Consider the following 22,172-nt stretch of genomic DNA (forward strand, 5'->3'; position numbering starts at 1 on the left):
GAGTGCGGTCCCGCCGTCCCCTCACCGTGACGGCAACTGGAGCGGGAAGGAGGCGATTCCGTTGAGCAGCAAGGACTTCGTGGAGAAGGACTACTACAAGGTCCTCGGTGTGCCCAAGGACGCCTCACTCGCGGAGATCAAGAAGGCGTACCGCAAGCTGGCCCGGGAGTTCCACCCCGACGCCAACAAGGGCGATCCCAAGGCCGAGGAGCGCTTCAAGGAGATCTCCGAGGCCAACGACGTGCTCTCGGACACCAAGCGGCGCAAGGAGTACGACGAGGCCAGGGCGCTCTTCGCCAACGGCGGCTTCCGCACCGGCGGGGGCGGCACCGGCGGCTTCGGCTTCGACTTCGGCGACCTCTTCAACGGCGGCCAGCAGGGCGGCCAGAGCGGCACCTTCGGTGGCGGCGGCGGGATCGGCGACGTCTTCGGCGGGATCTTCAACCGCGGCGGCGGCAGTACCCGTACCGCCCAGCCCCGGCGAGGCGCGGACGTCGAGTCCGATGTCACGCTGAGCTTCATGGAGGCGGTCGAGGGCACCACCGTGCCGCTGCGGATGACCAGTCAGGCCGCCTGCAAGACCTGCGCCGGAACCGGTGCCAAGGCCGGCACCACGCCGCGGGTCTGCCCGACCTGCGTCGGCACCGGCCATGTCCAGCGCGGCCAGGGCAACTTCGCCCTGTCCGACCCGTGCCGCGACTGCAAGGGCCGCGGTCTGATCGTCGACGACCCCTGCGAGGTCTGCCACGGCAGCGGGCGGGCCACCTCGGCCCGCACCATGCAGGTGCGGATCCCGGCCGGGGTCTCCGACAACCAGCGGATCCGGCTGAAGGCCAAGGGCGCCCAGGGCGAGCGCGGCGGCCAGCCGGGCGACCTGTACGTCACCGTGCACGTCCAGGACCACCCGGTGTTCGGCCGCAAGGGCGACAATCTGACGATCACCGTGCCGGTCACCTTCCCCGAGGCGGCTCTGGGCGGCACCATCAGGGTGCCCACCCTGGGCGGCCCCCCGGTCACCCTGAAGCTCCCTCCGGGCAGCGCCAACGGCCTGACCATGCGGGCCCGCGGCAAGGGCGCGGTCCGCAAGGACGGCACCCGCGGCGACCTGCTGGTGACGGTGGAGGTCTCGGTGCCCGAGGAGATCGAGGGCGAGGCGCTGTCGGCACTGGAGAAGTACCGCGAGGCGACGACTGCGGAGAACCCGCGGGCTGCACTGTTCAAGGCTGCAGAGGAGGCCTGAGGTGATGGACGCCAGAGGAGACGGACCGGGCGGACCGGTCGGACCGGGCCCGGTGATCGGCGTGGGAATCGGCGTCGGCCTGCCCGGCGGGCGCGGCGCCTCCGGCGGCCGTGCGGCCTACCAGCTGACCGAGCACACCCCGGTGTACGTCATCTCGGTCGCCGCCCAGCTCAGCGGGCTGCACCCGCAGACGCTGCGGCAGTACGACCGGCTCGGCCTGGTCTGCCCCGACCGTACGGCCGGGCGCGGCCGGCGCTACTCCGCCCGGGACATCGAGCAGCTCCGCGAGGTGCAGCGGCTGTCCCAGGAGGACGGCATCAACCTGGCCGGCATCAAGCGGATCATCGAGCTGGAGAACCAGGTCAGCGCGCTGCAGGCGCGGGTGGCCGAGCTCCAGGGCGAGGTCGCCAGCGCGGGCGCGGCGGCGACGCAGCGCGAGGCCGCGGTGCACGCCAGCTACCGCCGCGACCTGGTCCCGTACCAGCAGGTGCAGCAGAGCAGCGCGCTGGTGGTCTGGCGCCCCCGCCGCCGCAGCGAGTAGTTCCGGCAGCGGGCGCGAAGCAGCGGACCGGCAGGCGCGGAACAGCAGCACGGACCGAAGGCCCCACAGCCCCACGGACCCCGGCAGGAGGATCACCACCCTCCCGCCGGGGTCACCTATTCGCTCCAGGCGCTCGGGGTCAGGTGGCGCAGGGGCACGGGCGCCGTCACCGGGCTGCCTCGGCGAGCATCAGCTGGTGCACCCGGCGGATCAGGAGGCCTGGTTCGAGGCCGTCGCGCGACAGACGGTCGCGCAGATCGTCGTAGACGCCAAGGGCCTCGCCCGTGCGGCAGGTGCGGTGCAGCGCGGTCATCCGGAGCAGGGTGAGGCGTTCCCGGTGCAGATGCTGCTCCGCGAGCTCTCCGATACGGTCCACGACGGAGACCGCATTGCCCAGCGCGAGTTCCGCCTCCGCCCATGACTCGAACACGCTGATGTAGCGGGCGTTCAGGCGTGCGGCCGATTCCTGGAGCCGGTGCGAGTGCTTGAACTCCTCGAACGCCGGACCCCGCCACAGGTCGAGGGCGGCACGTAGCTTCTGGACGCCGGCCTGCAGGGCGCCGTGCGTCACCTCGTGGGACCCCGCCCGGGCCAGCGTCCCGAACTGCTCGACGTCGAGCCGGCCCCAGGGGACGGCAATCCGGTAGCCGGCCTGGTCCAGGAGGATGGACGCCGCACCGGCCCCGGCGCAGACGTCCTTGCGTAAGTTGGCGATGTAGGCCTGGAGGTTCTTGCGTGCGGTGCGCGGAGGCTCCTCCTCCCACAGTGCCTCGATGAGTTCGCCGACGGGCACGGCGCGGTTGACGTTGCTGAGCAGGACCGCCAGGAGCAGACGTTGCCTGGGCGCCCCGAGCTCGATGCTCCGTCCGTTGACGCGCACCTCCAGCGGCCCCAGGACGGCGAACCCTCCGGCGGTTCCCGAGAGCGGCTCCGGGGGCTTGACGTCGCGGAACGAGGCCATGACGGGGTTCATAGCGGTGTCGCCTCCAAGTGTCCCAGCGGTGTCCCCAGCGGTGTTCCCAGCAGGGAAGTGGATGAATGGTTCTCTCTTTCTCCAGGCCCCGGATTCGCGAGCAAAAGCTCTGCTGGAAGCCCTGTCGGCATACGCCCTGCGTCGCTGGAGCAGGTCGTTGCGCGCATCTCAAGCAATTCTCAACGTGTCCATGACACAAATGTGCTCTTCAGGGTTCGCCTGACGGCTGATACTCCTGGATTGTCGGTACCAGTACGCGGGTGTGTTCCGGTTCCGAAATCTCGGACTACGTGGTGAGTCACTACTGTTTATGCACGCAACATGACCGGCAAGTGCTTACGGTGTTCCTGTTCCTGAACGTTCACGAAGAGGAAGGGAATATGGAGTGGGCATATCTGATGAAAGCGATTCAATACGGGCACTGCGACCACTTCTGACCCGGTCGGAGATCGACCTGTACCGACGCCTGGCGGAGTCGCAGTCCCTCGGGTTGGCAGCACCGGAACCGCTCGACCTGGCCGCAGACGACCCCGCCCTGCTGCGCCTGCTGGCCCTCGGTGTCCTGGTCAAGGACCCTTCCGCACCCGGAGGCCACCGCCTGGTCGAGCCGCTCACGCTGGAGCACGAGTTGGTCGACCAGGCCAGGGAACGGGCAGTGGCCGAGCAGGAGGAGGCCGCCGCGGATCTGGCGGCGGTGCAGCAGCGGACCGAGGTCCTGGCCGAACTGCAGGCGGCCTACGCCCACGGCCGGCGCAGCAGCAACGAGGGGACCCACGAATACGTCACCGGGATCGTCACGATCAACAATGTGCTGACACAGCTCATTTCACGCGCGAGCCGGGAACTGCTGACCGCCCAGCCCAGTCAACGGCGGAGCGCGACTATCGAGTTGGCAGAGAACCGCGACCTGAAAGCGCTGGAGCGGGGGGTGGCCATGCGCACCCTGTACACATCCGCCGCCATCGAAGAGCCTCACCTCCGCGCATATATGCAAACCGCCGTGAACTTGGGCGCACAGATCCGGGTCCTCGATCCACCGGTTCCGTTCCTGCGGATGATCTGCGTCGACCGCACCTGGCTGGTGACCGAAGTCCGCGACCCGGAACAGGCCCAGCACGACCCGCGCACCCACACCGCCCAGGCCCTGGTCACGCGGGATCCCGCGATCGTGGCTGCGTTCGTCCACAACTTCGAACGCGACTGGGTGCAGGCCCGACCGCTCGTCCTGTCCCCGACCGGCGAACGCCGGAACCCGATCCAGGACGCTGTCGTCGCTGCTCTCAAGACCGGCGCCGACCACGAAGCCGTCGCCAAGCAACTCAACATCACCTCCCGCACCGTGACCAAGTACGCCACCGCCCACCGAGCGGCCCTCGGCGCAGCGCCAGGCTTCCAGCACGGCTACCTGATGGCGCAGCAGGAAGGTGACCCGAAGTGAGCATGTCGGACAGGGGCAGGGTGGAAGGACTGCGGCAGCCGCTGCTGACCCAGGACGAGATCGACCTGTACCGACAGGTAGCGGATCTTCAGACACTCGACACGGCCTGGCGCAGCCTGGGCGCCGTGCGTCGTCAGGCCTTCGGGTACACCACGCCCGACCCGCCGCACTTCTCGGCAGAGGATCCCAGGGTGCTGCGCCTGCTCACCCTCGGACTGCTGGCCGAGGACCCGTCCCAGCCGGGCGGATACCGTCTGATCGAACCGGTCGCACTGGAGCCCGCGCTGGTCCACAGTGCCAGGGAACAGGCGCTGGCCAGGCAGGTGAAAGCGGTCACGGATCTGGCGACAGCACAGCAGCACGCCGACGTCCTGGCCGAGCTCCAGGCCGCCTATGTGCACGGCCGGCGCGAGAGCAACGAGGGAAACCGCGAATACCTGACCGGGATCGAAGCCATCAACGACCTGCTGGACCAGCTCATCTCCCACGCAAGCCGGGAACTGCTGACAGCTCAGCCCGGCCGACGCAGGGCATCGGCGCTCAAGCTGGGATTCAACAGCGACATAGCCGCGCTTGACCGCGGAATGACCCTGCGTACTTTGTACATGCAGCAATCCGTCAGCGATCCGGAATCCATTCGGGAGTACGTGGAAGCCGCGGCAAGCAGGGGCGCGCAATTCCGTGTCGTCGATACGCCGATTCCGTTTCTGCGGATGATCTGCATCGACCGGACCTGGCTGGTGACCGAGGCCCGCGACCCGGAACAGGCCGAACACGACCCGCGCACCCACACCGCACAGGCCCTGGTCACCCGCGACCCCGCCACCGTCGCCGCCTTCATCCACAACTTCGAACGCGACTGGGCACAGGCCCGACCACTCGCCCTGCTCCCGCCCGCCGAACAACGCAACCCGATCCAACAGGCCGTCATCAACGCCCTGAAAACCGGCGCCGACCACGAGACCATCGCCAAACAGCTCAACATCACCTCCCGGACGGTCACCAAGCACGCCACCGCCCACCGCGCCGCCCTCGGCGCAGCCCCCGGCTTCCAGCACGGCTATCTGACGGGACGCCAAGAGATTCTGGATCAGCAGCGGAACGATGCCCCGCATTGAGCAAACAAGGAAGGTGATCTGAGAGGTGCCCATGTCGGACGAGAGCACGTCAGCAGAGGACCAGCCGCTGCTGACGCAGGGTGAGATCGACCTGTACCGAAGCCTGGCGGATCTGCAGACTCTGGATACCGCATGGCGCAGCATCGGTTCAGCACAACGTCAGGCGTTCGGATACACCGCCCCGGAACCGCCGGACCTGTCGCCGGACGACCCGTCCCTGCAACGCCTGCTCGCTCTCGGGCTGCTGGCCGCGGATCCTTCCCAGCCGGGCGGATACCGTCTGGTCGAACCGGTCACGCTGGAACCCGAGTTGGTCAATGACGCCAAGGAACGGGCGCTGGCCAAGCACCAGGAGGCCTTCGCCGAACTGGCGGCAGCCCAGCAGCGCGCCGGCGTGCTCGCCGAACTGCAAGCGGCCTATGCCTTCGGCCGACGCGGAGACGGCGAGAGCAGCCGCGAATACGTCACCGGGATCGAAGCCATCAACGACGTGCTGGAGCGGCTGGTCTCGGGGGCCAGCCGGGAAGTGCTGGCCGCCCAACCCGGTCAACGCAGCGCATCGTCCCTCAAGACGTCCAGCGGTCGCGACCTGGCGGCCTTGGACCGCGGGGTCGCCATGCGCTCCCTCTACATGCGCACGTCTGTCAGTAACTCGGAAACCACTCGGAAGATCGTGGAGGCCGCGACGAGCAGGGGAGCCCAGTACCGAGTCCTGGACGCGCCGATTCCGTTTCTGCGGATGATCTGCATCGACCGGACCTGGCTGGTGACCGAGGCCCGCGACCCGGAACAGGCCGAGCACGACCCGCGCACTCACGTCGCGCAGGCCCTGGTCACCCGCGACCCCGCCACCGTCGCCGCCTTCATCCACAACTTCGAACGCGACTGGGCCCAAGCCCAACCGTTCACCCTGCTACCACCGGCCGAGCAACGGAGTCCGATCCAGGAAGCCGTCATCAGCGCCCTCAAAACCGGCTCCGACCACGAGACGATCGCCAAACAGCTCAACGTCACCTCCCGCACCGTCACCAAGCACGCCACCGCCCACCGCGCGGCCCTCGGCGCAGCCCCCGGCTTCCAACACGGCTATCTGACGGCCTTGAGCGAGCTGCCGAACCAGGAGGAGGAGAGCCCCGCATGAGCACGCCCCACAACACCCTGGAGCCCGAGGCACCACGACCGTTCCTGACCCAGCAGGAGATCGACCTCTACCAGCGTCTGGCGGACCTGCGGACCGCCCAGGCAGCCTGGGACGGCATGAGTCAAAGGGCCCGTGCGGCCTACGGCAGGCAGCAGCCGGAGGCTCCCCCGCTCGATCCGCAGGATCCGGCCCTGCTGCGGCTGCAGGACGTCGGGCTGCTGGAAACCGACCCTGCACAGCCCCTGGGGTACCGTCTGGTGGATCCGGCCGTCCTGGAGGCCGTATGGCTCGTCGAGGCCCGTCAGCGGGCCTTGAGCAGGCACCTCGAAGCCCTCGCCGAGCTTGAGACGGTACGACAGGTCCCGGGCGTGCTGGCCCGGTTGAAGTCGACCTACGACTACGGGAGCCATGAGGTCCGCGGGACGCGCCATGAGTACGTGACCGGACTGGACGCGATCAACGAAGCCGTACGGCAGCTGACCGGCCAGGCGACCGACGAGATCCTGACCGCCCAGCCCGGTCCGCGCCCGGCCGGCGCGGTGGCCGATGGGAACAGGCTCGCCGCCGAGGCGCTGGCCCGCGGAGTGGGGATGCGCACGATCTACGGACGGGAGTCGTTGACGGCGCCCGAGCCCCTGAGCCAGTTCGCGGAAGGCGCCACCGCGTCCGGGGCCGAGGTCCGCATCCTGGACGAGCCGTATCTGCCGTTCCTGCGGATGATCTGCTTCGACCGGACCTGGCTGGTCGCCGAGGTCCGCGACGCGCGCCCGGTCGAGCACTCGGAGCTGACGCGGTTCGTCCAGGCCCTGGTAACCGACGATCCCGCCACCGTCGGCGCGTTCGTCCACAACTTCGAACGGGACTGGCAGCGGGCCAGGGCCTTCCAGCTCGGTCCGTTCCACGACCAGATCATCGCCGCGCTGATCGCCGGCGCCGACTACGAGGCGGTCAGCCGGTCATTGAAGGTCACCACGCGGACGATCAACAAGAAGGTGGCCCAGCACCGCGAGGCGCTCGGGGCCAGCACACCCTTCCAGCACGGCTACCTGACCGCCTGGCGTGAGCGGGCGCGTCAGCCGCAGGAGGACAGGTTGTAGGAGTGCCGCGTTCTACCGGGAATTCACGGCGGTAACGCGCATGGCGTTCGAGTTCCATACGGTATCGGCCGATGCCGCACCCGCGCCGACCAGAAGGATCGCAGCGCACATGCTGACGGCAAGAGCAACACTACGAATGAAGCGACGCGAGGAACGCATGGCACCACTCCTTTCCGATCGAGGATCAGCGGGGCGAGTCGACCCCTTGGTCCCAAAACAAGGCGCGGCCTCCCAACCCGGGCGGTCATCCCTCACAATGATGTACAAGATGCCCATCGTCTGACTGTTCGGCTATGGCAACAAGTTGCTGGTCCCTTTTTGACCAGAGAACGAATCGCAACAAGAGGGGATAAAAAAGACATGGTGGACGTGCCCTCTCCTCCAGATCTCAGTCCCAGTGCCATAGCCATCTACCTGAGGGCCCTGGCCGACAGCGAGTTCCGGTGGGAGGCTGCGGCATCGGCGACTGGACTGAGTCATGAAGAGATCGCCGCGTGCAGGGACGAGCTACTGGCATCCTGCCTGCTTAGTCCAGTACCTGACAAGGAGGGCCGTCTGGTACCGGTTAACCCCGAGCGGGCGGCGGCGAACCTCGCAGAGCCTCTGGAAGAAGCGATACGGACCTACCGCAACGCCGTCGAAACGACTCGAGAGCAGTTGCTTCGGCTCATGCCGGCCTACAGCAGCCGTACAGTCTCCGGGACCGTCGACGGTGGCCTGGAGATCGTCTCCGACCCCACAGAGGTCCAGTGGTTGGTGAACCAGGCCGCTGAAAAGTGCACCAAGGAGATGCTGACGGTCCAACCGGGGGGCTACCGCGATCCGGTGGCTCTCCAGGGAGCACTGCCCAAGGAACTGGAGGCGGTGAACCGCGGGGTCCGCTTTCGGGTCCTCTACCAGCACACCACCAGGACCCAGTTGAGCATGCGCTCCTACGTGTCGGCGATCGTCGAGGCGGGCGCCCAGGTACGCACGGCCGATCAACTGGCCGAGCGCATGTTCATCTTTGACCGTGAAGTCGCTTTCATCCCCAAGCGCAGCCGTTCCGATCAGGCACCAGGTGCCGTGGTGGTCCGGGAACCGGTGTTGATCTCCTTCCTGTGCGCCCTTTTCGACCAGTTCTGGGTCAGCGCCGTCCCCTTCATCCCCGAGGGGCCCGGCTACCAGAACGTCTCGGATGACCTACGCCGCGCCATCCTCGGGCTACTTGGCCAGGGGCTCAAGGATGAGGTGGTCGCCCGCCGTCTCGGCATGTCCGTCCGCACCTGCCGTCGCCATATCGCAACGCTGATGCACGAGCTAGGCGTGGAAAGCCGGTTCGAGGCAGGAGTGAGAGCAGCCCAACTCGGACTGATTGAGCAGGCCACGCAGGAGTAATACGTACCGAGATGCCACCGGCTGGTAACTAGATGACACAGGGGCTCCGTGGACGCACGCCCGTACGTTCGGGGAACATCGAGACATCCCCCCGAAGGGCCGCCGGCGCCGGTTGCTCGACCATTCGCACAGGTTCATTGCACGCTAGTGGACTTGATGTTCATAGGTCAACTATCTCGATGGAGTCCCTCATGAACGAGCTGCATGACGTCGGCCTGAGCGTGGACCCCGCCACGGCCGCCGCCGCCAACGACGAGCTCGCCGCCGACGCCCGCCGCAGCCTTCGGGTGTTCCTGGCCGCCCCCTCCCTGCGGCTCACCGGTCCCGCCGACGGTGTGTTCACGCTGGCTCTGCGCGGGCGCGTGACCGCTCTCAGAGAAGCCCTGCTGGACGCCGGCGTCACTGTGTACAGCCAGCACCACGACGACTGCTGGACCACCCGCGGTCTCGGCACCGGCTACCGGGTCCCCTCCGCGTTCCGCGGCATGCAGTCCGCCGACCTCGCCTTCGCCTACGTCGGTTCCCCGCTCTCGGCCGGGGTCGGCATGGAGCTCGGCTGGGCCACCGCGCTGCGCAAGCCGGTCGTCCTGCTGGTGGACGAGGCCGTGGCGCACAGCCCGATGATCTCCACGCTCGAAGAGGTCTCCCCGGTGCTGCCGATCCACTTCGACACCGGCTGGAGCGCCCAGGCCCTGCGCCACGCCGTGATCACCGCGCTGGACTGGGCCGACACCTCGGTGATGTACCCGGAGACCGCCGAGTCCGCCTGACACCCCATGCCTGAGAGGGCGCAAACGCCCTGTCGCTCCGTCACCGTGCGGTGAGCTCCCCGCTCACCACCCCTCGCACAGTGCGGAGGCCGACCACCGCCCAGGCGGTGAGCAGCAGGGCGAACAGGGCCAGGGCGAGGGCGGCGAAGAGGTCGAGGCCGGTGAGCCGCCACAGCCCGGCCGCACCGGTGACGCAGGTCCCGACCGGGAAGGTGTACGCCCACCAGGTCATCGCGAACGGCAGGCCGCCGCGCAGGGCCCGGACCGTGACCGCGCCGGCCACGCCCAGCCACAGCAGTGCGAAGCCGGTCACCGCCGCCCCGTAGCCGAGCGCGAAGCCGCGCACGGTCGGGGCGACCGCCGCGAACTGGGTGACCGCGGTCACCGACTGCCCGAGCGGGCCCAGTACCAGGAACAGCGTGGGCACCAGCACCGGCGGCAGCGGCCCCTCGTGCACCAGCCGGGACCAGATCGCGGGCAGCAGCACCAGCACCGCCAGCAGGCTCGCCCCGAACAGGGCCACGCACAGCGTCAGCAGGGTCTCCCTGGCCTGGCCGCCGGCCGGCAGGTGCGGGATCAGCGCCGGGCCGAGCGCGGCAGACACCATCGGCGCGACCACCGGCAGCAGCCAGCTGGGCGCGGAGTCGCCGCGGCCGACCCGGTAGCGGGTTAGCAGCAGGTACAGCACCCTGACCGCCACACCGAGCCCGTAGAGCGTCCCACCGGCCCACAGCGCCGCGTCCAGGGCGACCCCGGCGGCCGGACCCACGGCGCCGACCAGCGGCGCGCCCGCGCCCAGCGCGCCGGCCCCGACCGCGAGCATCGCCATCGGCGGGCAGCCGAGGAAGACCGCGGTGGACGGGGCGTCCAGGGCCCTGACCCGGTCCGGCAGCCGCCGGGCGGCCAGCCGGGTGCCGGCCAGCGCGACCAGCAGCAGCAGGGACAGCAGCCACACGCCCGCCGCCGCGTCGTCCAGCGCACTGGACCTGACCAGCGGCAGCGCATGCGCGCCGTTGCCGACGATGGCGGTACCCATCACGGCGGCGTACCAGTTGGGACCGAAGCGGCCGGCCGCGGCCGGTACCCGGAGCAGCCCGCGGGGACGGGCGGTTCCGGCGGCGGCGTCGGCGGCGGAAGGAGTGAGGGTGGCCATGGACCCACCGTCGTCCTCACGGGCGGTGGCCGGTAGCGGACACCCGTCTATGAGCCCATAAACGCCCTCTATGACCAGGGCCTAACCTGGACCTATGAGCCCCAGCCCCGACCCCAGCTCCAGCCCCGACCCGAGCCGGCCCGGCCGGCTGTCCCCCCGCCTGCCCGAGCTCGGCGCGCTGGAGCTGCTGCTCGCGGTGATCCGGCTGGGCAGCCTGGGCCGGGCCGCCGCCGAGCTGGGGATCACCCAGCCCGCCGCGTCCTCCCGGATCGCCGGGATGGAGCGGCAGATCGGCGTACCGCTCCTGGAGCGCTCACCGCGCGGCTCACGCCCCACCGAGGCCGGCTCGCTGGTCGCCGAGTGGGCGGCGCCGGTGCTGGCCACCGCGCAGGCCCTGGACGCCGGCATCGCCGCGCTGCGCGAGCGCCGGGACACCCGGCTCCGGGTCTCGGCCAGCCTGACCGTGGCCGAGTACCTGATGCCGCGCTGGCTGATGGCCCTGCACACGGCCCTGCCGGGGACGGCCGTCACCCTGCGCGCCGCCAACTCGGCGGACGTGGCCCGGCAGGTGCTGGCGGGCGAGGCGGACCTGGGCTTCGTCGAGGGGCTGCGCACCCCGGCCGGTCTGGACGAGGTGCAGATCGCCGCGGACCGGCTGCGGCTGGTGGTCGGCCCGGACCACCCCTGGGCCCGCCGCCGGGCCCCGGTCACCGGCGCCGAGCTGGCCCGTACGCCGCTGGTGCTCCGGGAGGAGGGTTCCGGCACCCGGGAGGTGCTGGACCGCGCCCTGGCCCCGTACGGCGGGACGACCACGCCGCTGCTGGTGCTCGCCTCCACCACCGCGCTCAAGGCGGCGGCGGTGAGCGCGGGCCCGGCCGTGCTCAGCGAGCTCACCGTCGCGGACGAGCTGGCCCGGGGGCGGCTGGTCTCGGTCCCGCTGGCCGATCTGGACCTGAGCCGGCCACTGCGGGCGGTCTGGCCGACCGGCACCCGCCCGGCCGGGCCCGCCCGGGAGCTGCTGGGGCTGACCCGGCAGGGCTAACCCGCCGGGCCCGGCGCACCGGAGATGACGCTGCGTCAGGCCCGTTCGATCGGGGCCTGAATGCCCATCAGCCGGTCCCGCAGCACCGGGAACTCGGCCCGTGCGGTGGCCACCACGCCCGGGTCGAGCTCCACCGTCAGCACCTGCTCCCCCGGGCCGGCCTCGGCGAGGACGACGCCCCAGGGGTCCACCACCAGGCTGTGGCCGCCCTGTTCGACCCCGCCGTGGGTCCCGGCGGTGTTGCAGGCGATGACAAACGCCTGCTCCTCCACCGCGCGGGCGCGGGCGAAGAGGGTCCAGTGCTCGCGGCGGCGGGCCGGCCAGGCGGCGGGGACCACGAAGATCTCGGTCCCGGCGTCCAGCAGCGCCCGGAACAGCTCGGGGAAGCGCAGGTCGTAGCAGGTGGCCAGGCCGAGGGTGCCGAACTCGGTCGGGACGGTGACGAGTTCGGTGCCCGCGCCCATCACCACCGCCTCGCCGTGGTCGAAGCCGAAGCGGTGGATCTTGCGGTAGCTGCGGACCAGTTCACCGGCGGGGGAGTAGAGCAGCGAGGTGTTGTAGATCGGACCGTCCGGATCGCGTTCGACGATCGAACCCGCGTGCAACCACACCCCGGCGTCCTTGGCCGCCGCCGCCATGGCCTCGGCGGTGGGCCCGTCCAGCGGCTCGGCACCGTCCGACCAGGCCTCGTAGGCGAAGCCGCCGAGCAGCCACAGCTCCGGCAGTACCACCAGGTCGGAGCCCTGCTGGGCGCGAACCAGGGCCGCCGCGCGGGCTCGTCGGGCAGCCGCGGACTCGGCCGGATCGACGTCGAGTTGGATCAGCGAAACACGCACGTTACCAACCTCCCTGCAAGGAGCCTGTACGAGGGCCATACGATCTTTGCGATCAACACGTGAAAGCGCTGACCCGGTGACAGGGGTGAGCGTAACGTGCCATTAGCGCATTCGGCGGACGGCGCCGGTGCGACCACACCGTCAGCCAGCCTGTGCATGTGGCCAAGGGGTCGAAAACGTGACCGACACGCAGATCGTCCAGGCGTACACCGACGCCTGGACCCAGTCCATCGAGGCCGTCTCCGAACTGGTGGCGCCGCTCACCGAGGGCGAGTGGAACCGCCCCACCGAGTGCCCCCGCTGGTCGGTGCGCGATGTCGTCTCGCATGTCATAGCCATGGAGCTGGAACTGCTCGGCGACCCCCGCCCGATCCACACGCTGCCCCGCGACCTGCACCATGTCGTCGACGAGTTCACCCGCTACTGCGAGGTCCCGGTCGACAAACGGCGCTGCCACACCGCGCCGGAGATGACCTCCGAGCTGGAGTACACCATCATCCGCCGCTCCCGGGCGCTGCGGGACAACACCCGCTACGGGCCGATGGACGAGATCCGCTGGCCGATGGGCCCCTACAGCCGGGACATCCCGTACCACCAGCTGCTCCGGGCCCGGGTCTTCGACGTCTGGACCCATGAGCAGGACCTGCGCCGGGCCCTGCGCAGCCCCGGCGACCTGGACTCGGCCGCCGCGGTGATCACCCGCGACTACCTGGTCGAGATGCTGCCCAAGGCCGTCGCCAAGCTGGCCGGGGCCCCGGCCGGGTCGACCGTGGTGCTCGAGGTGCACGGCCCCATGGAGTTCATGCGGACGGTGCGGGTGGACCAGAACGGCCGCGGCAGCGTGGACGAGCAGGTCCCGCTGGCCCCGGACGTGCGGCTGACCACGGACTGGGAGACCTACGCCCGGCTGGCCTGCGGCCGGCTGCCGGTGGTCACCGCGAACGTCAAGGTCGAGGGCGACGAACTGCTGGCCCGGCGCATTCTGGCCAACTTCTCGGTCACCCCCTGAGCAGCTGAGCCCGCCGAGCCCCCGACCCGCTAGGCCGCGGCCCGCAGCGCCCGGAGTTCCGCCTCGCGGCGGGCCGCCTTGGGCCGCAGCCGCAGGATCTGGCTGAGCCCCAGCGCCATCGGCAGGTAGAGGGTGCAGAAGGCCAGCCGGAAGGCGTGCGGGGTGTAGTCGGCCCCGCCGCCGGGGGTGAGCAGGTCGAGCACCAGGCCGATCCCGAACAGGGCGAGCACGGTGGCGATGAAGCCGCCCATGTTGACGATCCCCGAGGCCGTCCCGAGCCGCTCCGGCGGGTTCACCGTGCGGGCGAAGTCCAGGCCGACCAGGGACGCCGGGCCGTTGCTGCCCATGGCCGCGGTCAGCACCAGCAGCAGCCACATCGGGACGTGCGTCCCGGGCCAGCAGAGCACCACGCCCCAGAGCGCCCCGGTGCCCAGCACCACGATGAGCACCAGCGGCACCCGGACCCCGGGACGGCGCGAGACCAGCTGGCCGACCAGCAGCGCGAAGCCCATGTTGCTGACGATGATCAGGCTGAGCAGCGACCCGGCCAGGCCCCGGGAAAGCCCCTGACCGTCCATCAGGAACGGCATGCCCCAGAGCAGCAGGAAGGCCGAGGCCGGGAAGGCCGTGGTGAAGTGCACCCACAGGCCGAGCCGGGTGCCCGGCTGCTCCCAGGCGGCGCTGATCTGCGCCCGCAGCGAGGGCCGGTCCCCGCCCGCCAGGTGCGCCGGAGCGGTGACCGGTTCGCGGCCGAACAGGGTCTCCCTGGCCGCGCTGTCCGGGGTGTCCCTGAGGAACAGCAGCACCAGGGCCAGCACCGCGAGACCGAGCAGCCCCGTGGTGGCGAAGGTCGCGGTCCAGCCCGCACTGTGCAGCACCTGGGACAGCACCATCGTGCTGACCAGGTTGCCGAGGGTGCCGACCAGGCCGGTGAGCTGGGCGATGAAGGGGTTGCGCCGGGCCGGGAACCAGCGTGCGCCGAGCCGCAGCACGCTGACGAAGGTCATCGCGTCGCCGCAGCCCAGGACGGCGCGGGAGACCAGCGCCGGGGTGAAGGAGGTGGAGAAGGCGAAGCCGAGCTGTCCGAGGGTGAGCAGCACCAACCCGGTGCAGAGCACCCGGCGCGGGCCCAGGCGGTCGACCAGCAGGCCCACCGGTATCTGCATCCCGGCGTAGACCAGCACCTGCAGGATCGAGAACGTGGACAGTGCGGACGCGCCGATGCCGAAGCGGGCCGCGGCGTCGAGCCCGGCGACGCCCAGGCTGGTGCGGTGGACCACGGCCAGGACGTAGACCGTGACGCCGATCCCCCAGGCGCACCAGGCCGCCCGGCCGCCGAGCCGCGGGTCGGCGGCGGACCGCAGGGCCTGCGGCAGCACCGGCGGCCCCGGCGGCAGCAGCGGCTCGGCGGCGCGGGCAGCCGGGATCGCGGGCGTCGCGGGTGTCGTGGGCTGGGCAGGCGTGGCGACCGGGTCGGCAGTCATGATGCCGCCATCCTATGGTGGGATGAATTGATCCATTTCGGCGGCCTCAGCTTCGACGGCCTCAGCCCGACAGGCTCCAGCGGACCGTGCTGGTCATCCTCAGCCGGCGGAAGGTCTCGTCCCTGACCCAGGGAGTGGTGTCCCGGACCATCGCGGTGATCTCGGTGGACCGGCCCGGCACCAGGGTGAGCCGGCCGGTGTCCAGGCTGCCGCCGTGGACCGCGGCGGCCGGGGCGGCGTGCCCGTCGACCTGCCAGCTCACCTGGATCCAGCGCTGGCCCGCCAGCCGGACCGGGAAGACCTGGAGCCGGGGGCGCCCGTCCACCGCTCCGGCGGCCGGGGCGGTGCGGTCGACCAGCCGGACCTGACGGTAGATCGACTCGATGATCGCCTCGCGCGAGGGCAGGTTGTAGACCCCGCCCAGGGTGCGCATGATCGAGTCCTTGGTCGGCCGGTACAGCCCGTTGGCACTGCGGTACGCGCCCACCTTGCCCCCGGTCGGGTCGGTAGCGCCGATCCAGCGCCACCACTTCACCTGGTCCGCGCGCATCAGTGCCGCGCCCGCGGTGGAGAGGTTGGGGTAGTCGGCGTCGCTGGGCGCGGAGTCGTACTCGTCGCCGAGGCCGCCGACGGTGTGGCCCATCTCGTGCTGGACGATCCGCCCCGCGTACGGCGACGCCGCCGCGAGCGTGGTCGTCCCGTCGCCGCCCTCGCCGCCGTAGACGGCCGAGTCGGCCAGCGCGATGGTGTACTGCGGGCCGCCGGAGCCGCCCGCGATCCGTTCCACCGCGCCGTCGTCGGCGCAGAGCAGCCGGGGGGTGCCCTCGCAGCCGAAGTGCATCCCCAGCGGGGAGCCCGGCTTCAGCCCCGACCTGGCCGAGACCACGTCCACCCGGCGGACATCGAAGAGGTACTGGTAGCTGCGGAACGGCTCCACCGCCGTCAGCGCCTTCCAGACCGCCGCCGCCTGGGTCCGGAAGGCCGGCAGCTGGGCGCTGGTGTAGCCGTCGCCGAGCAGCACCAAGGTGATCCGGTTGGCCGCGTCGCCGTTGTCCACCAGCACGGTTCCGCCGCCGACGGCGTCCTTGGCCTGGACGACCGCCGGACGCGCCGGCGACAGCACCAGCAGCAGGGCGAACAGCACAGTCAGCACTACGGGCACACACAGCCTGCGGCGCACGGGTACTCCTCCGTCGGATCGGGGACGCGGTCCGCGAGGGAGTACCCATGGCGAAGGCCCGACCACGCGCCGCCGGTCCGGCTTCACCCGGACGGGTCGGCGGGCGGTCGGGCCCCCAACTCCTGTGCTATCCCCAGCTGATCAGACGTTTGGGCTGTTCGAGGACGGCCGCGGTGTCGGCCAGCAGCCGGGAGCCCAGCTCGCCGTCGATCATGCGGTGGTCGAAGGACAGCGCCAGGGTGGTGACCTGACGCGGCACCACCTTGCCCTTGTGGACCCAGGGCAGCGGCCTGACCTGGCCGAAGGCCAGGATGGCGGCCTCGCCCGGGTTCAGGATCGGGGTCCCCGCGTCGACGCCGAAGACGCCGACGTTGGTGATGGTGACCGTGCCGCCGGCCATGTCCGCCGGGGAGGTCTTCCCCTCGCGGGCGGTGGCGATCAGCGCGGTCAGCGACACCGACAGCTCGGACAGCGACATCGAGCCCGCGTCCTTGATGTTGGGGACGATCAGCCCGCGCGGGGTGGCCGCGGCGATGCCGAGGTTGACCCGGCGCTTGACCACGATCTCCTGGGCCGCCTCGTCCCAGCTGGCGTTGACCTCCGGATGCCGGTGGATCGCGGTCAGCAGGGCCTTGGCCACCAGCAGCAGCGGGCTGACCCGCACGCCCTCGCCCAGTTCGCCGCTCTCCTTGAGCCGGGCCACCAGCTTCATGGTCCGGGTCACGTCGACCTGGACCCACTCGGTGACGTGCGGGGCGGTGAACGCGGAGGACACCATGGCCTGCGCGATCATCTTGCGCACGCCCTTGACCGGGATCCGCAGGTCGCCCTCGGCGGACCCCGCCGCGACGGGGGCGGGTGCGGCGACCGGTGCCTCCGCCGGAGCGGGGGCGGGAGCGGCGGTCGGCGTCGGTGCGGACACCGGCGCGGCGATGCTGGCGTGCAGGTCCTCGCGGGTGACCGTGCCGTGCGGGCCGGTCGGGGTGACCGTGCTGAGGTCGATGCCCAGGTCCTTGGCCAGCTTCCGCACCGGCGGCTTCGCCAGCGGTCGGCCTGCGGCCGGCGCGGCGGCAGGCGCGACCACGGGAGCAGGCGCGGTCGCGGTCGCCGGTGCGGTGGCCACCGGTCCACGGGCGGCGGCGGACGGGGGTGCCACGGCCACCTTGCGGGGGCGGCGCTTGCCGGCCCCGGTCCGGGGGCCGTAGCCGACCAGCACCTCGCGGCGCTCGGGTTCGGCCTCCGGTTCGGCCTCGACCACGGCAGGCGCAGCCTGGGCCTGGGCCTCGGCTTCAGCGGCAACCGCCGCCGTTCCGGACACGGCCACGCTGATGATCACCTGGCCGACGTCCACCGTCGTGCCGGCCTCGAAGAACAGCTCGCGGACCACCCCGTCGAACGGGATCGGCAGCTCCACGGCCGCCTTCGCGGTCTCCACCTCGCAGACCACCTGCCCGTCCTCGACCGTGTCACCGGGCTGGACGTACCAGGTGAGGATCTCGGCCTCGGTCAGGCCCTCGCCCACATCGGGCATCTTGAACTGGCGCACAGTCTCCACTGCGGTACTCATGACGTCTCCTCAACCCCTCAGAAGGCCATGGCGCGGTCGACGGCGTCGAGCACCCGGTCGAGATCCGGCAGGAAGGAGTCCTCCACCCGCGACGGCGGGTAGGGGGCGAAGTAGCCGCCGACGCGCAGCACCGGCGCCTCCAGCGAGTAGAAGCAGCGCTCGGTGATCCGCGCCGCGAGCTCCGCGCCCATGCCGAGGAACACCGGCGCCTCGTGCACCACCACGGCGCGCCCGGTCCGGGAGACCGAGGCGGCCAGGGTGTCGAAGTCCACAGGGGACAGCGAGCGCAGGTCCACGACCTCCAGGTTCAGCCCGTCCGCGGCGGCGGCCTCGGCCGCCTCCAGACAGACCTTCACCATCGGCCCGTAGGCGATCAGGGTCAGATCGCGCCCGGGGCGGGCGACCCGCGCCTGGTGCAGCCCGATCGCGGGGGCCGTGCCGGGGTCGAACACCGCCTTGTCCCAGTAGCGCCGCTTGGGCTCCAGGAAGACCACCGGGTCGTCGGAGGCGACGGCCTGCCGCAGCATCCAGTACGCGTCCTCGGGGTTGGAGGGCGCGACCACCTTCAGCCCTGCGGTGTGCGCGAAGTACGCCTCGTGCGACTCGCTGTGGTGCTCGACCGCGCCGATACCGCCGGCGAAGGGGATCCGGATGGTGACCGGGAGCTTCACATGGCCCAGGGCCCGGGCGTGCATCTTGGCCAGCTGGGTGACGATCTGGTCGAAGGCCGGGTAGACGAACCCGTCGAACTGGATCTCGACCACCGGGCGGTAGCCGCGCAGGGCCAGGCCGATCGCGGTGCCGACGATGCCGGACTCGGCCAGCGGGGTGTCGATCACCCGCTCCTCGCCGAAGTCCTTGTGCAGCCCGTCGGTGACCCGGAAGACACCGCCCAGGCGGCCGACGTCCTCGCCCATGATCAGCGTCTTGGGGTTCTCGTCCAGGGAGCGGCGCAGCGCCTCGTTCAGCGCCTTCACCATGGTCCACTTCTCGGCGGCCATCAGCCCTCCTCCCCGTCCTGGTCGTCGTCGGCGCCGTCGGTGAACGAGGCGGCGTAGGCGAGGTACTCCGCCCGCTCCTCGGCCACCAGCGCGTGGTCCTCGGCGTAGACATGGTCGAAGATCGAGCTCGGGTCCGGGTCGGGCATGGTTCGCACGCCCTCGCGCACCCGGCGCGCCAGCTGCTCGCTCTCGGCCTCGAGCGCGTCGAAGAAGGCGCTGTCCGCCCAGCCCTCGCGGACCAGGTAGGCCTTCAGCCGCTCGATCGGGTCCTTGAGCTTCCAGGACTCCAGCTCCTCCGCGATCCGGTAGCGGGAGGGGTCGTCCGAGGTGGTGTGCGCGCCCATCCGGTAGGTGAACGCCTCGACCAGCACCGGGCCCTCGCCGTTGCGGGCCCGGTCCAGGGCCCACCGGGTGACCGCCAGACAGGCCAGCACGTCGTTGCCGTCCACCCGGACCCCGGGGAAGCCGTAGCCGGAGGCGCGCTGGTAGAGCGGCACCCGGGTCTGCTTCTCGGTCGGCTCGGAGATGGCCCACTGGTTGTTCTGGCAGAAGAACACCACCGGCGCCTGGTAGACCGAGGCGAAGGTGAAGGCCTCGGCCACGTCGCCCTGGCTGGACGCGCCGTCACCGAAGTAGGCGATCACCGCGTCGTCGCTGCCGTCCTTGGTGATGCCCATGGCGTAGCCGGTGGCGTGCAGCGTCTGCGAGCCGATGACGATCGTGTACAGGTGGAAGTTCTTCTCGTACGGATCCCAGCCGCCGTGGTTCACTCCGCGGAACATGCCCAGCAGGTTCAGCGGGTCCACGCCCTTGCACCAGGCCACGCCGTGCTCGCGGTAGGTGGGGAAGGCGTAGTCGCCCGGCCTCATCGCCCGTCCCGAGCCGACCTGCGCGGCCTCCTGGCCGAGCAGTGAGGCCCAGAGGCCCAGCTCGCCCTGGCGCTGCAGCGAGGTCGCCTCCGCGTCGAAGCGGCGGACCAGGACCAGGTCCCGGTAGATGGAGCGCAGCTCCTCCGGGGTGGTCTCCAGCGAGTAGTCCGGATGCTCGACCCGCTCACCCTCGGGGGTGAGCAGTTGCACCAGCTGCGGGGTCACTGTGGGTACCCCAGCCGTGCTTGTGACGGTCACGTTCACTCCTCGGTCTCTCCGGCGTCCGCCTGCAACTCTGGGTAAGAGCCAGTGCCGGCCACCGGTCCGGTCGCCAATCCGTACTCTTCGCGCGGGGTGTGCGCTGGGTGCGGATCGGTGGTGGATGTGCCCTGATCCTGCAGGAGAACGTTACCCAGCGGAAGGGCTTACCGCTTCTGTCGTAGGACGTCCACGTACCCTGAACCGCCGCAAACACGGGCATTGCCTGTCATTCTGCCGGGTTCTCGCCGGGATGCTGTGCCAATCTGGGGCTATGAGACAAAGCGGACAGATCAGGGTGTTCCTTCTCGATGACCATGAGGTCGTCCGCCGCGGGGTCCATGAGCTGCTCTCGCTGGAGGACGACATCGAGGTCGTCGGCGAGGCCGGGACCGCCGCCGAGGCGCTCGCCCGGATCCCCGCCACCCGCCCCGACGTGGCCGTTCTCGACGTACGGCTGCCGGACGGCAGCGGGGTGGAGGTCTGCCGGGAGATCCGCTCGCGGCAGCCGGACCTCAGGTGCCTGATGCTCACCTCCTTCTCCGACGACGAGGCGCTGTTCGACGCGATCATGGCCGGGGCGTCCGGTTACGTGCTCAAGGCCATTCGGGGCACCGACCTGGTCTCCGCCGTCCGGGACGTGGCCGCGGGCCGCTCGCTGCTCGACCCGACCGCCACCGGCCGGGTGCTGGCCCGGCTGCGCGACGGGGGCGGCGGCAAGGAGGAGGACGAGCGGCTGTCCGGGCTCACCGGGCAGGAGCGGAAGATCCTGGACCTGATCGGCGAGGGGATGACCAACCGCCAGATCGGCGGTGAACTGCACCTCGCCGAGAAGACCGTGAAGAACTACGTCTCCAGCCTGCTCGGCAAACTCGGGATGGAGCGCCGCACCCAGGCCGCCGCCTATGTGGCGAAGCTTCAGACCGAGCAGCGCTGAGTCAAGTCGATCAGAGCACCTCCTGAAACACCAGTAACATCAGCAACGTGACGCAGAGTCAGGTGCGGGGTCAGGTACGGGTCGAACGGCTGGACCGGATCCGCGGCATCCCGGTCGCCGGGGTGCTGGAGCGCTACCCCCTCGCGGTTCCCTTCGAGGCGCTCACCGTGGCGCCGGTCAGCCAGGGACTGCTGAACCGCGGCCTGCGGCTGACCGCGCCGGACGGCGGCGGCTGGTTCCTGAAGCAGTACCTGGACGACGCGGGCCACGCCTCGGGCTCCGCCATCGCCGCCCAGCACCGGGCCATAGCGGCGCTGCGCGAGCACGGCCTGCCCACCGCGCCGCCGCTGGCCGCCCGTGACGGCCGCACCTTCGTCCTGGTGCGCGGGCGGCGCTACGCGATGTTCCCCTGGGTCGAGGGGGCGCACCGCACCGGACGCTCGCTGGACCACGCCCAGTGCGCGGCCCTGGGCACCCTGCTCGGCCGGATCCACCGCACCCTGGCCGAGCTGCACCCCCCGGTCGACCAGCCCGCCGCGGTACCGAGCGCGAACCCGGACGACACCTGGCGCACCATCGACGACCTGCTGGAACGCTCCCGCCGCCACGATCCGCAGCAGCCCTTCGACGCCCTCGCCCGGCACCGGCTGCGGGAGCGCCGCGAACTGCTGGCCGCCTACCGGCACCGCCGTCCCGGACCCGCCGCCGCGCCGCCCACCGGCTGGGTGCACGGCGACTTCCACCCGCTGAACCTGCTCTACCGGGGGACGGAGCCGGTGGCGGTGCTCGACTGGGACCGGCTCGGCCTCAAGCCGCGCACCGAGGAGGCGGTCCGGGCCGCGACGCTGTTCTTCCACCACCCGGAGACCGGCGTGCTCGACCTGCCCCGGCTGCGGCACTACGCCCGGGCCTACCGGGAGGCGTCCGGCAGCAGCCCGGAGCAGGTCGCCGCCGGGGTGCACCGGGTCTGGTGGGAGCGGCTGAACGACTTCTGGATGCTGCGCTGGCGCTACCAGCGCCGGGACGAGCGGGCCGACCCGCTGTTCCCGGCCGCCGCGGCGCAGACCGTCTGGTGGTGCGAGGAGTACGAGCAGGTGCTGGACGCCTGCGTGAACTGAGCCGGTCCGCCGGGCTCAGGCGT

Annotated in this window: 20 protein-coding genes; 12 read left to right on the forward strand and 8 right to left on the reverse strand. The window is 70.9% G+C overall.

Annotated features, from left to right (window positions below; translation table 11 throughout):
- Positions 1–61: 61 nt before the first annotated feature.
- The gene (gene dnaJ, locus ACEZDG_RS13260; RefSeq protein ID WP_380507526.1) at positions 62–1,240 is read left to right on the forward strand and encodes a molecular chaperone DnaJ; all 1,179 of its coding nucleotides are present in this window, start codon (positions 62–64) and stop codon (positions 1,238–1,240) included.
- Positions 1,241–1,244: 4 nt separating this feature from the next.
- Positions 1,245–1,781, forward strand: coding sequence for a heat shock protein transcriptional repressor HspR (locus tag ACEZDG_RS13265; RefSeq protein ID WP_380507529.1), 537 nt, complete (start codon positions 1,245–1,247; stop codon positions 1,779–1,781).
- Between the two features lie 166 nt (positions 1,782–1,947).
- On the opposite strand, the gene ACEZDG_RS13270 is transcribed toward ACEZDG_RS13265, so the two are convergent.
- Positions 1,948–2,754: an AfsR/SARP family transcriptional regulator gene (locus ACEZDG_RS13270; protein WP_380507531.1), complete on the reverse strand. Its 807-nt coding sequence runs from the start codon at positions 2,752–2,754 to the stop codon at positions 1,948–1,950.
- Positions 2,755–3,139: 385 nt separating this feature from the next.
- On the opposite strand from ACEZDG_RS13270, the gene ACEZDG_RS13275 reads away from it, so the two are divergent.
- The 6 genes from ACEZDG_RS13275 to ACEZDG_RS13300 all read left to right on the forward strand — a co-directional run bounded on the left by ACEZDG_RS13275 (position 3,140) and on the right by ACEZDG_RS13300 (position 9,695).
- Positions 3,140–4,192 (forward strand): hypothetical protein, encoded by a 1,053-nt coding sequence (locus ACEZDG_RS13275; protein ID WP_380507534.1) that lies wholly within the window; start codon positions 3,140–3,142, stop codon positions 4,190–4,192.
- Positions 4,189–5,310: a hypothetical protein gene (locus tag ACEZDG_RS13280; protein WP_380507536.1), complete on the forward strand. Its 1,122-nt coding sequence runs from the start codon at positions 4,189–4,191 to the stop codon at positions 5,308–5,310. Before ACEZDG_RS13275 ends, ACEZDG_RS13280 begins: the two co-directional genes overlap by 4 nt.
- A gap of 31 nt (positions 5,311–5,341) precedes the next feature.
- A complete protein-coding gene (locus tag ACEZDG_RS13285; protein WP_380507539.1) occupies positions 5,342–6,451 on the forward strand; it encodes a hypothetical protein in 1,110 nt (369 codons plus the stop codon).
- Entirely contained in the window at positions 6,448–7,548 is a 1,101-nt protein-coding gene (locus tag ACEZDG_RS13290) for a hypothetical protein (RefSeq protein ID WP_380507542.1), read from the forward strand. The genes ACEZDG_RS13285 and ACEZDG_RS13290 overlap by 4 nt, the downstream gene beginning before the upstream one ends.
- Positions 7,549–7,908: 360 nt before the next feature.
- Positions 7,909–8,925, forward strand: coding sequence for a helix-turn-helix transcriptional regulator (locus ACEZDG_RS13295; protein WP_380507545.1), 1,017 nt, complete (start codon positions 7,909–7,911; stop codon positions 8,923–8,925).
- Between the two features lie 191 nt (positions 8,926–9,116).
- The gene (locus ACEZDG_RS13300) at positions 9,117–9,695 is read left to right on the forward strand and encodes a hypothetical protein (RefSeq protein WP_380507548.1); all 579 of its coding nucleotides are present in this window, start codon (positions 9,117–9,119) and stop codon (positions 9,693–9,695) included.
- Positions 9,696–9,735: 40 nt separating this feature from the next.
- Here the strand turns inward: ACEZDG_RS13300 and ACEZDG_RS13305 are convergent, their stop codons facing one another.
- Positions 9,736–10,848, reverse strand: coding sequence for an SLAC1 family transporter (locus ACEZDG_RS13305; RefSeq protein WP_380507551.1), 1,113 nt, complete (start codon positions 10,846–10,848; stop codon positions 9,736–9,738).
- Positions 10,849–10,942: 94 nt separating this feature from the next.
- Here ACEZDG_RS13305 and ACEZDG_RS13310 point away from each other — a divergent pair, with 94 nt between their 5' ends.
- Positions 10,943–11,890 carry a LysR family transcriptional regulator gene (locus tag ACEZDG_RS13310; RefSeq protein ID WP_380507554.1) on the forward strand — a complete coding sequence of 316 codons (948 nt, stop codon included), beginning with the start codon at positions 10,943–10,945 and terminating at the stop codon, positions 11,888–11,890.
- Positions 11,891–11,925: 35 nt separating this feature from the next.
- On the opposite strand, the gene ACEZDG_RS13315 is transcribed toward ACEZDG_RS13310, so the two are convergent.
- Entirely contained in the window at positions 11,926–12,726 is an 801-nt protein-coding gene (locus ACEZDG_RS13315; protein ID WP_380507557.1) for a carbon-nitrogen family hydrolase, read from the reverse strand.
- Between the two features lie 178 nt (positions 12,727–12,904).
- Between ACEZDG_RS13315 and ACEZDG_RS13320 the strand changes: the two genes are divergently transcribed.
- Positions 12,905–13,735 carry a maleylpyruvate isomerase family mycothiol-dependent enzyme gene (locus tag ACEZDG_RS13320; protein ID WP_380507560.1) on the forward strand — a complete coding sequence of 277 codons (831 nt, stop codon included), beginning with the start codon at positions 12,905–12,907 and terminating at the stop codon, positions 13,733–13,735.
- 29 nt (positions 13,736–13,764) lie between these two features.
- On the opposite strand, the gene ACEZDG_RS13325 is transcribed toward ACEZDG_RS13320, so the two are convergent.
- The 5 genes from ACEZDG_RS13325 to pdhA form a co-directional block, all read right to left on the reverse strand.
- Positions 13,765–15,099 (reverse strand): MFS transporter, encoded by a 1,335-nt coding sequence (locus ACEZDG_RS13325; protein WP_380508526.1) that lies wholly within the window; start codon positions 15,097–15,099, stop codon positions 13,765–13,767.
- A 181-nt stretch (positions 15,100–15,280) separates the two neighbouring features.
- Entirely contained in the window at positions 15,281–16,399 is a 1,119-nt protein-coding gene (locus tag ACEZDG_RS13330; RefSeq protein ID WP_380507562.1) for a M64 family metallopeptidase, read from the reverse strand.
- Positions 16,400–16,526: 127 nt separating this feature from the next.
- Positions 16,527–17,966: a dihydrolipoamide acetyltransferase family protein gene (locus ACEZDG_RS13335; RefSeq protein ID WP_380507565.1), complete on the reverse strand. Its 1,440-nt coding sequence runs from the start codon at positions 17,964–17,966 to the stop codon at positions 16,527–16,529.
- Between the two features lie 17 nt (positions 17,967–17,983).
- Positions 17,984–18,967, reverse strand: a complete 984-nt coding sequence (locus ACEZDG_RS13340) for an alpha-ketoacid dehydrogenase subunit beta (RefSeq protein WP_380507568.1) — start codon at positions 18,965–18,967, stop codon at positions 17,984–17,986.
- The gene (gene pdhA, locus ACEZDG_RS13345) at positions 18,967–20,100 is read right to left on the reverse strand and encodes a pyruvate dehydrogenase (acetyl-transferring) E1 component subunit alpha (RefSeq protein ID WP_380507571.1); all 1,134 of its coding nucleotides are present in this window, start codon (positions 20,098–20,100) and stop codon (positions 18,967–18,969) included. The genes ACEZDG_RS13340 and pdhA overlap by 1 nt, the downstream gene beginning before the upstream one ends.
- 268 nt (positions 20,101–20,368) lie before the next feature.
- Between pdhA and ACEZDG_RS13350 the strand changes: the two genes are divergently transcribed.
- Together ACEZDG_RS13350 and ACEZDG_RS13355 are read left to right on the forward strand one after the other, a co-directional pair.
- Positions 20,369–21,031, forward strand: coding sequence for a response regulator (locus tag ACEZDG_RS13350; protein ID WP_380507574.1), 663 nt, complete (start codon positions 20,369–20,371; stop codon positions 21,029–21,031).
- A gap of 47 nt (positions 21,032–21,078) precedes the next feature.
- A complete protein-coding gene (locus ACEZDG_RS13355) occupies positions 21,079–22,149 on the forward strand; it encodes a phosphotransferase enzyme family protein (RefSeq protein WP_380507577.1) in 1,071 nt (356 codons plus the stop codon).
- Positions 22,150–22,172 lie beyond the last annotated feature (23 nt).

The organism is Streptacidiphilus alkalitolerans (assembly GCF_042511045.1).
GTDB lineage: Bacteria > Actinomycetota > Actinomycetes > Streptomycetales > Streptomycetaceae > Streptacidiphilus > Streptacidiphilus alkalitolerans.

Bases quoted from the DNA above. Each gene is read 5' to 3' on its own strand.
- ACEZDG_RS13265 (WP_380507529.1), top strand. From the start codon at position 1,245: ATGGACGCCAGAGGAGACGGACCGGGCGGACCGGTCGGACCGGGCCCG.
- ACEZDG_RS13270 (WP_380507531.1), bottom strand. From the start codon at position 2,754: ATGAACCCCGTCATGGCCTCGTTCCGCGACGTCAAGCCCCCGGAGCCG.
- ACEZDG_RS13285 (WP_380507539.1), top strand. From the start codon at position 5,342: ATGTCGGACGAGAGCACGTCAGCAGAGGACCAGCCGCTGCTGACGCAG.
- ACEZDG_RS13290 (WP_380507542.1), top strand. From the start codon at position 6,448: ATGAGCACGCCCCACAACACCCTGGAGCCCGAGGCACCACGACCGTTC.
- ACEZDG_RS13295 (WP_380507545.1), top strand. From the start codon at position 7,909: ATGGTGGACGTGCCCTCTCCTCCAGATCTCAGTCCCAGTGCCATAGCC.
- ACEZDG_RS13300 (WP_380507548.1), top strand. From the start codon at position 9,117: ATGAACGAGCTGCATGACGTCGGCCTGAGCGTGGACCCCGCCACGGCC.
- ACEZDG_RS13305 (WP_380507551.1), bottom strand. From the start codon at position 10,848: ATGGCCACCCTCACTCCTTCCGCCGCCGACGCCGCCGCCGGAACCGCC.
- ACEZDG_RS13310 (WP_380507554.1), top strand. From the start codon at position 10,943: ATGAGCCCCAGCCCCGACCCCAGCTCCAGCCCCGACCCGAGCCGGCCC.
- ACEZDG_RS13335 (WP_380507565.1), bottom strand. From the start codon at position 17,966: ATGAGTACCGCAGTGGAGACTGTGCGCCAGTTCAAGATGCCCGATGTG.
- ACEZDG_RS13340 (WP_380507568.1), bottom strand. From the start codon at position 18,967: ATGGCCGCCGAGAAGTGGACCATGGTGAAGGCGCTGAACGAGGCGCTG.
- ACEZDG_RS13350 (WP_380507574.1), top strand. From the start codon at position 20,369: ATGAGACAAAGCGGACAGATCAGGGTGTTCCTTCTCGATGACCATGAG.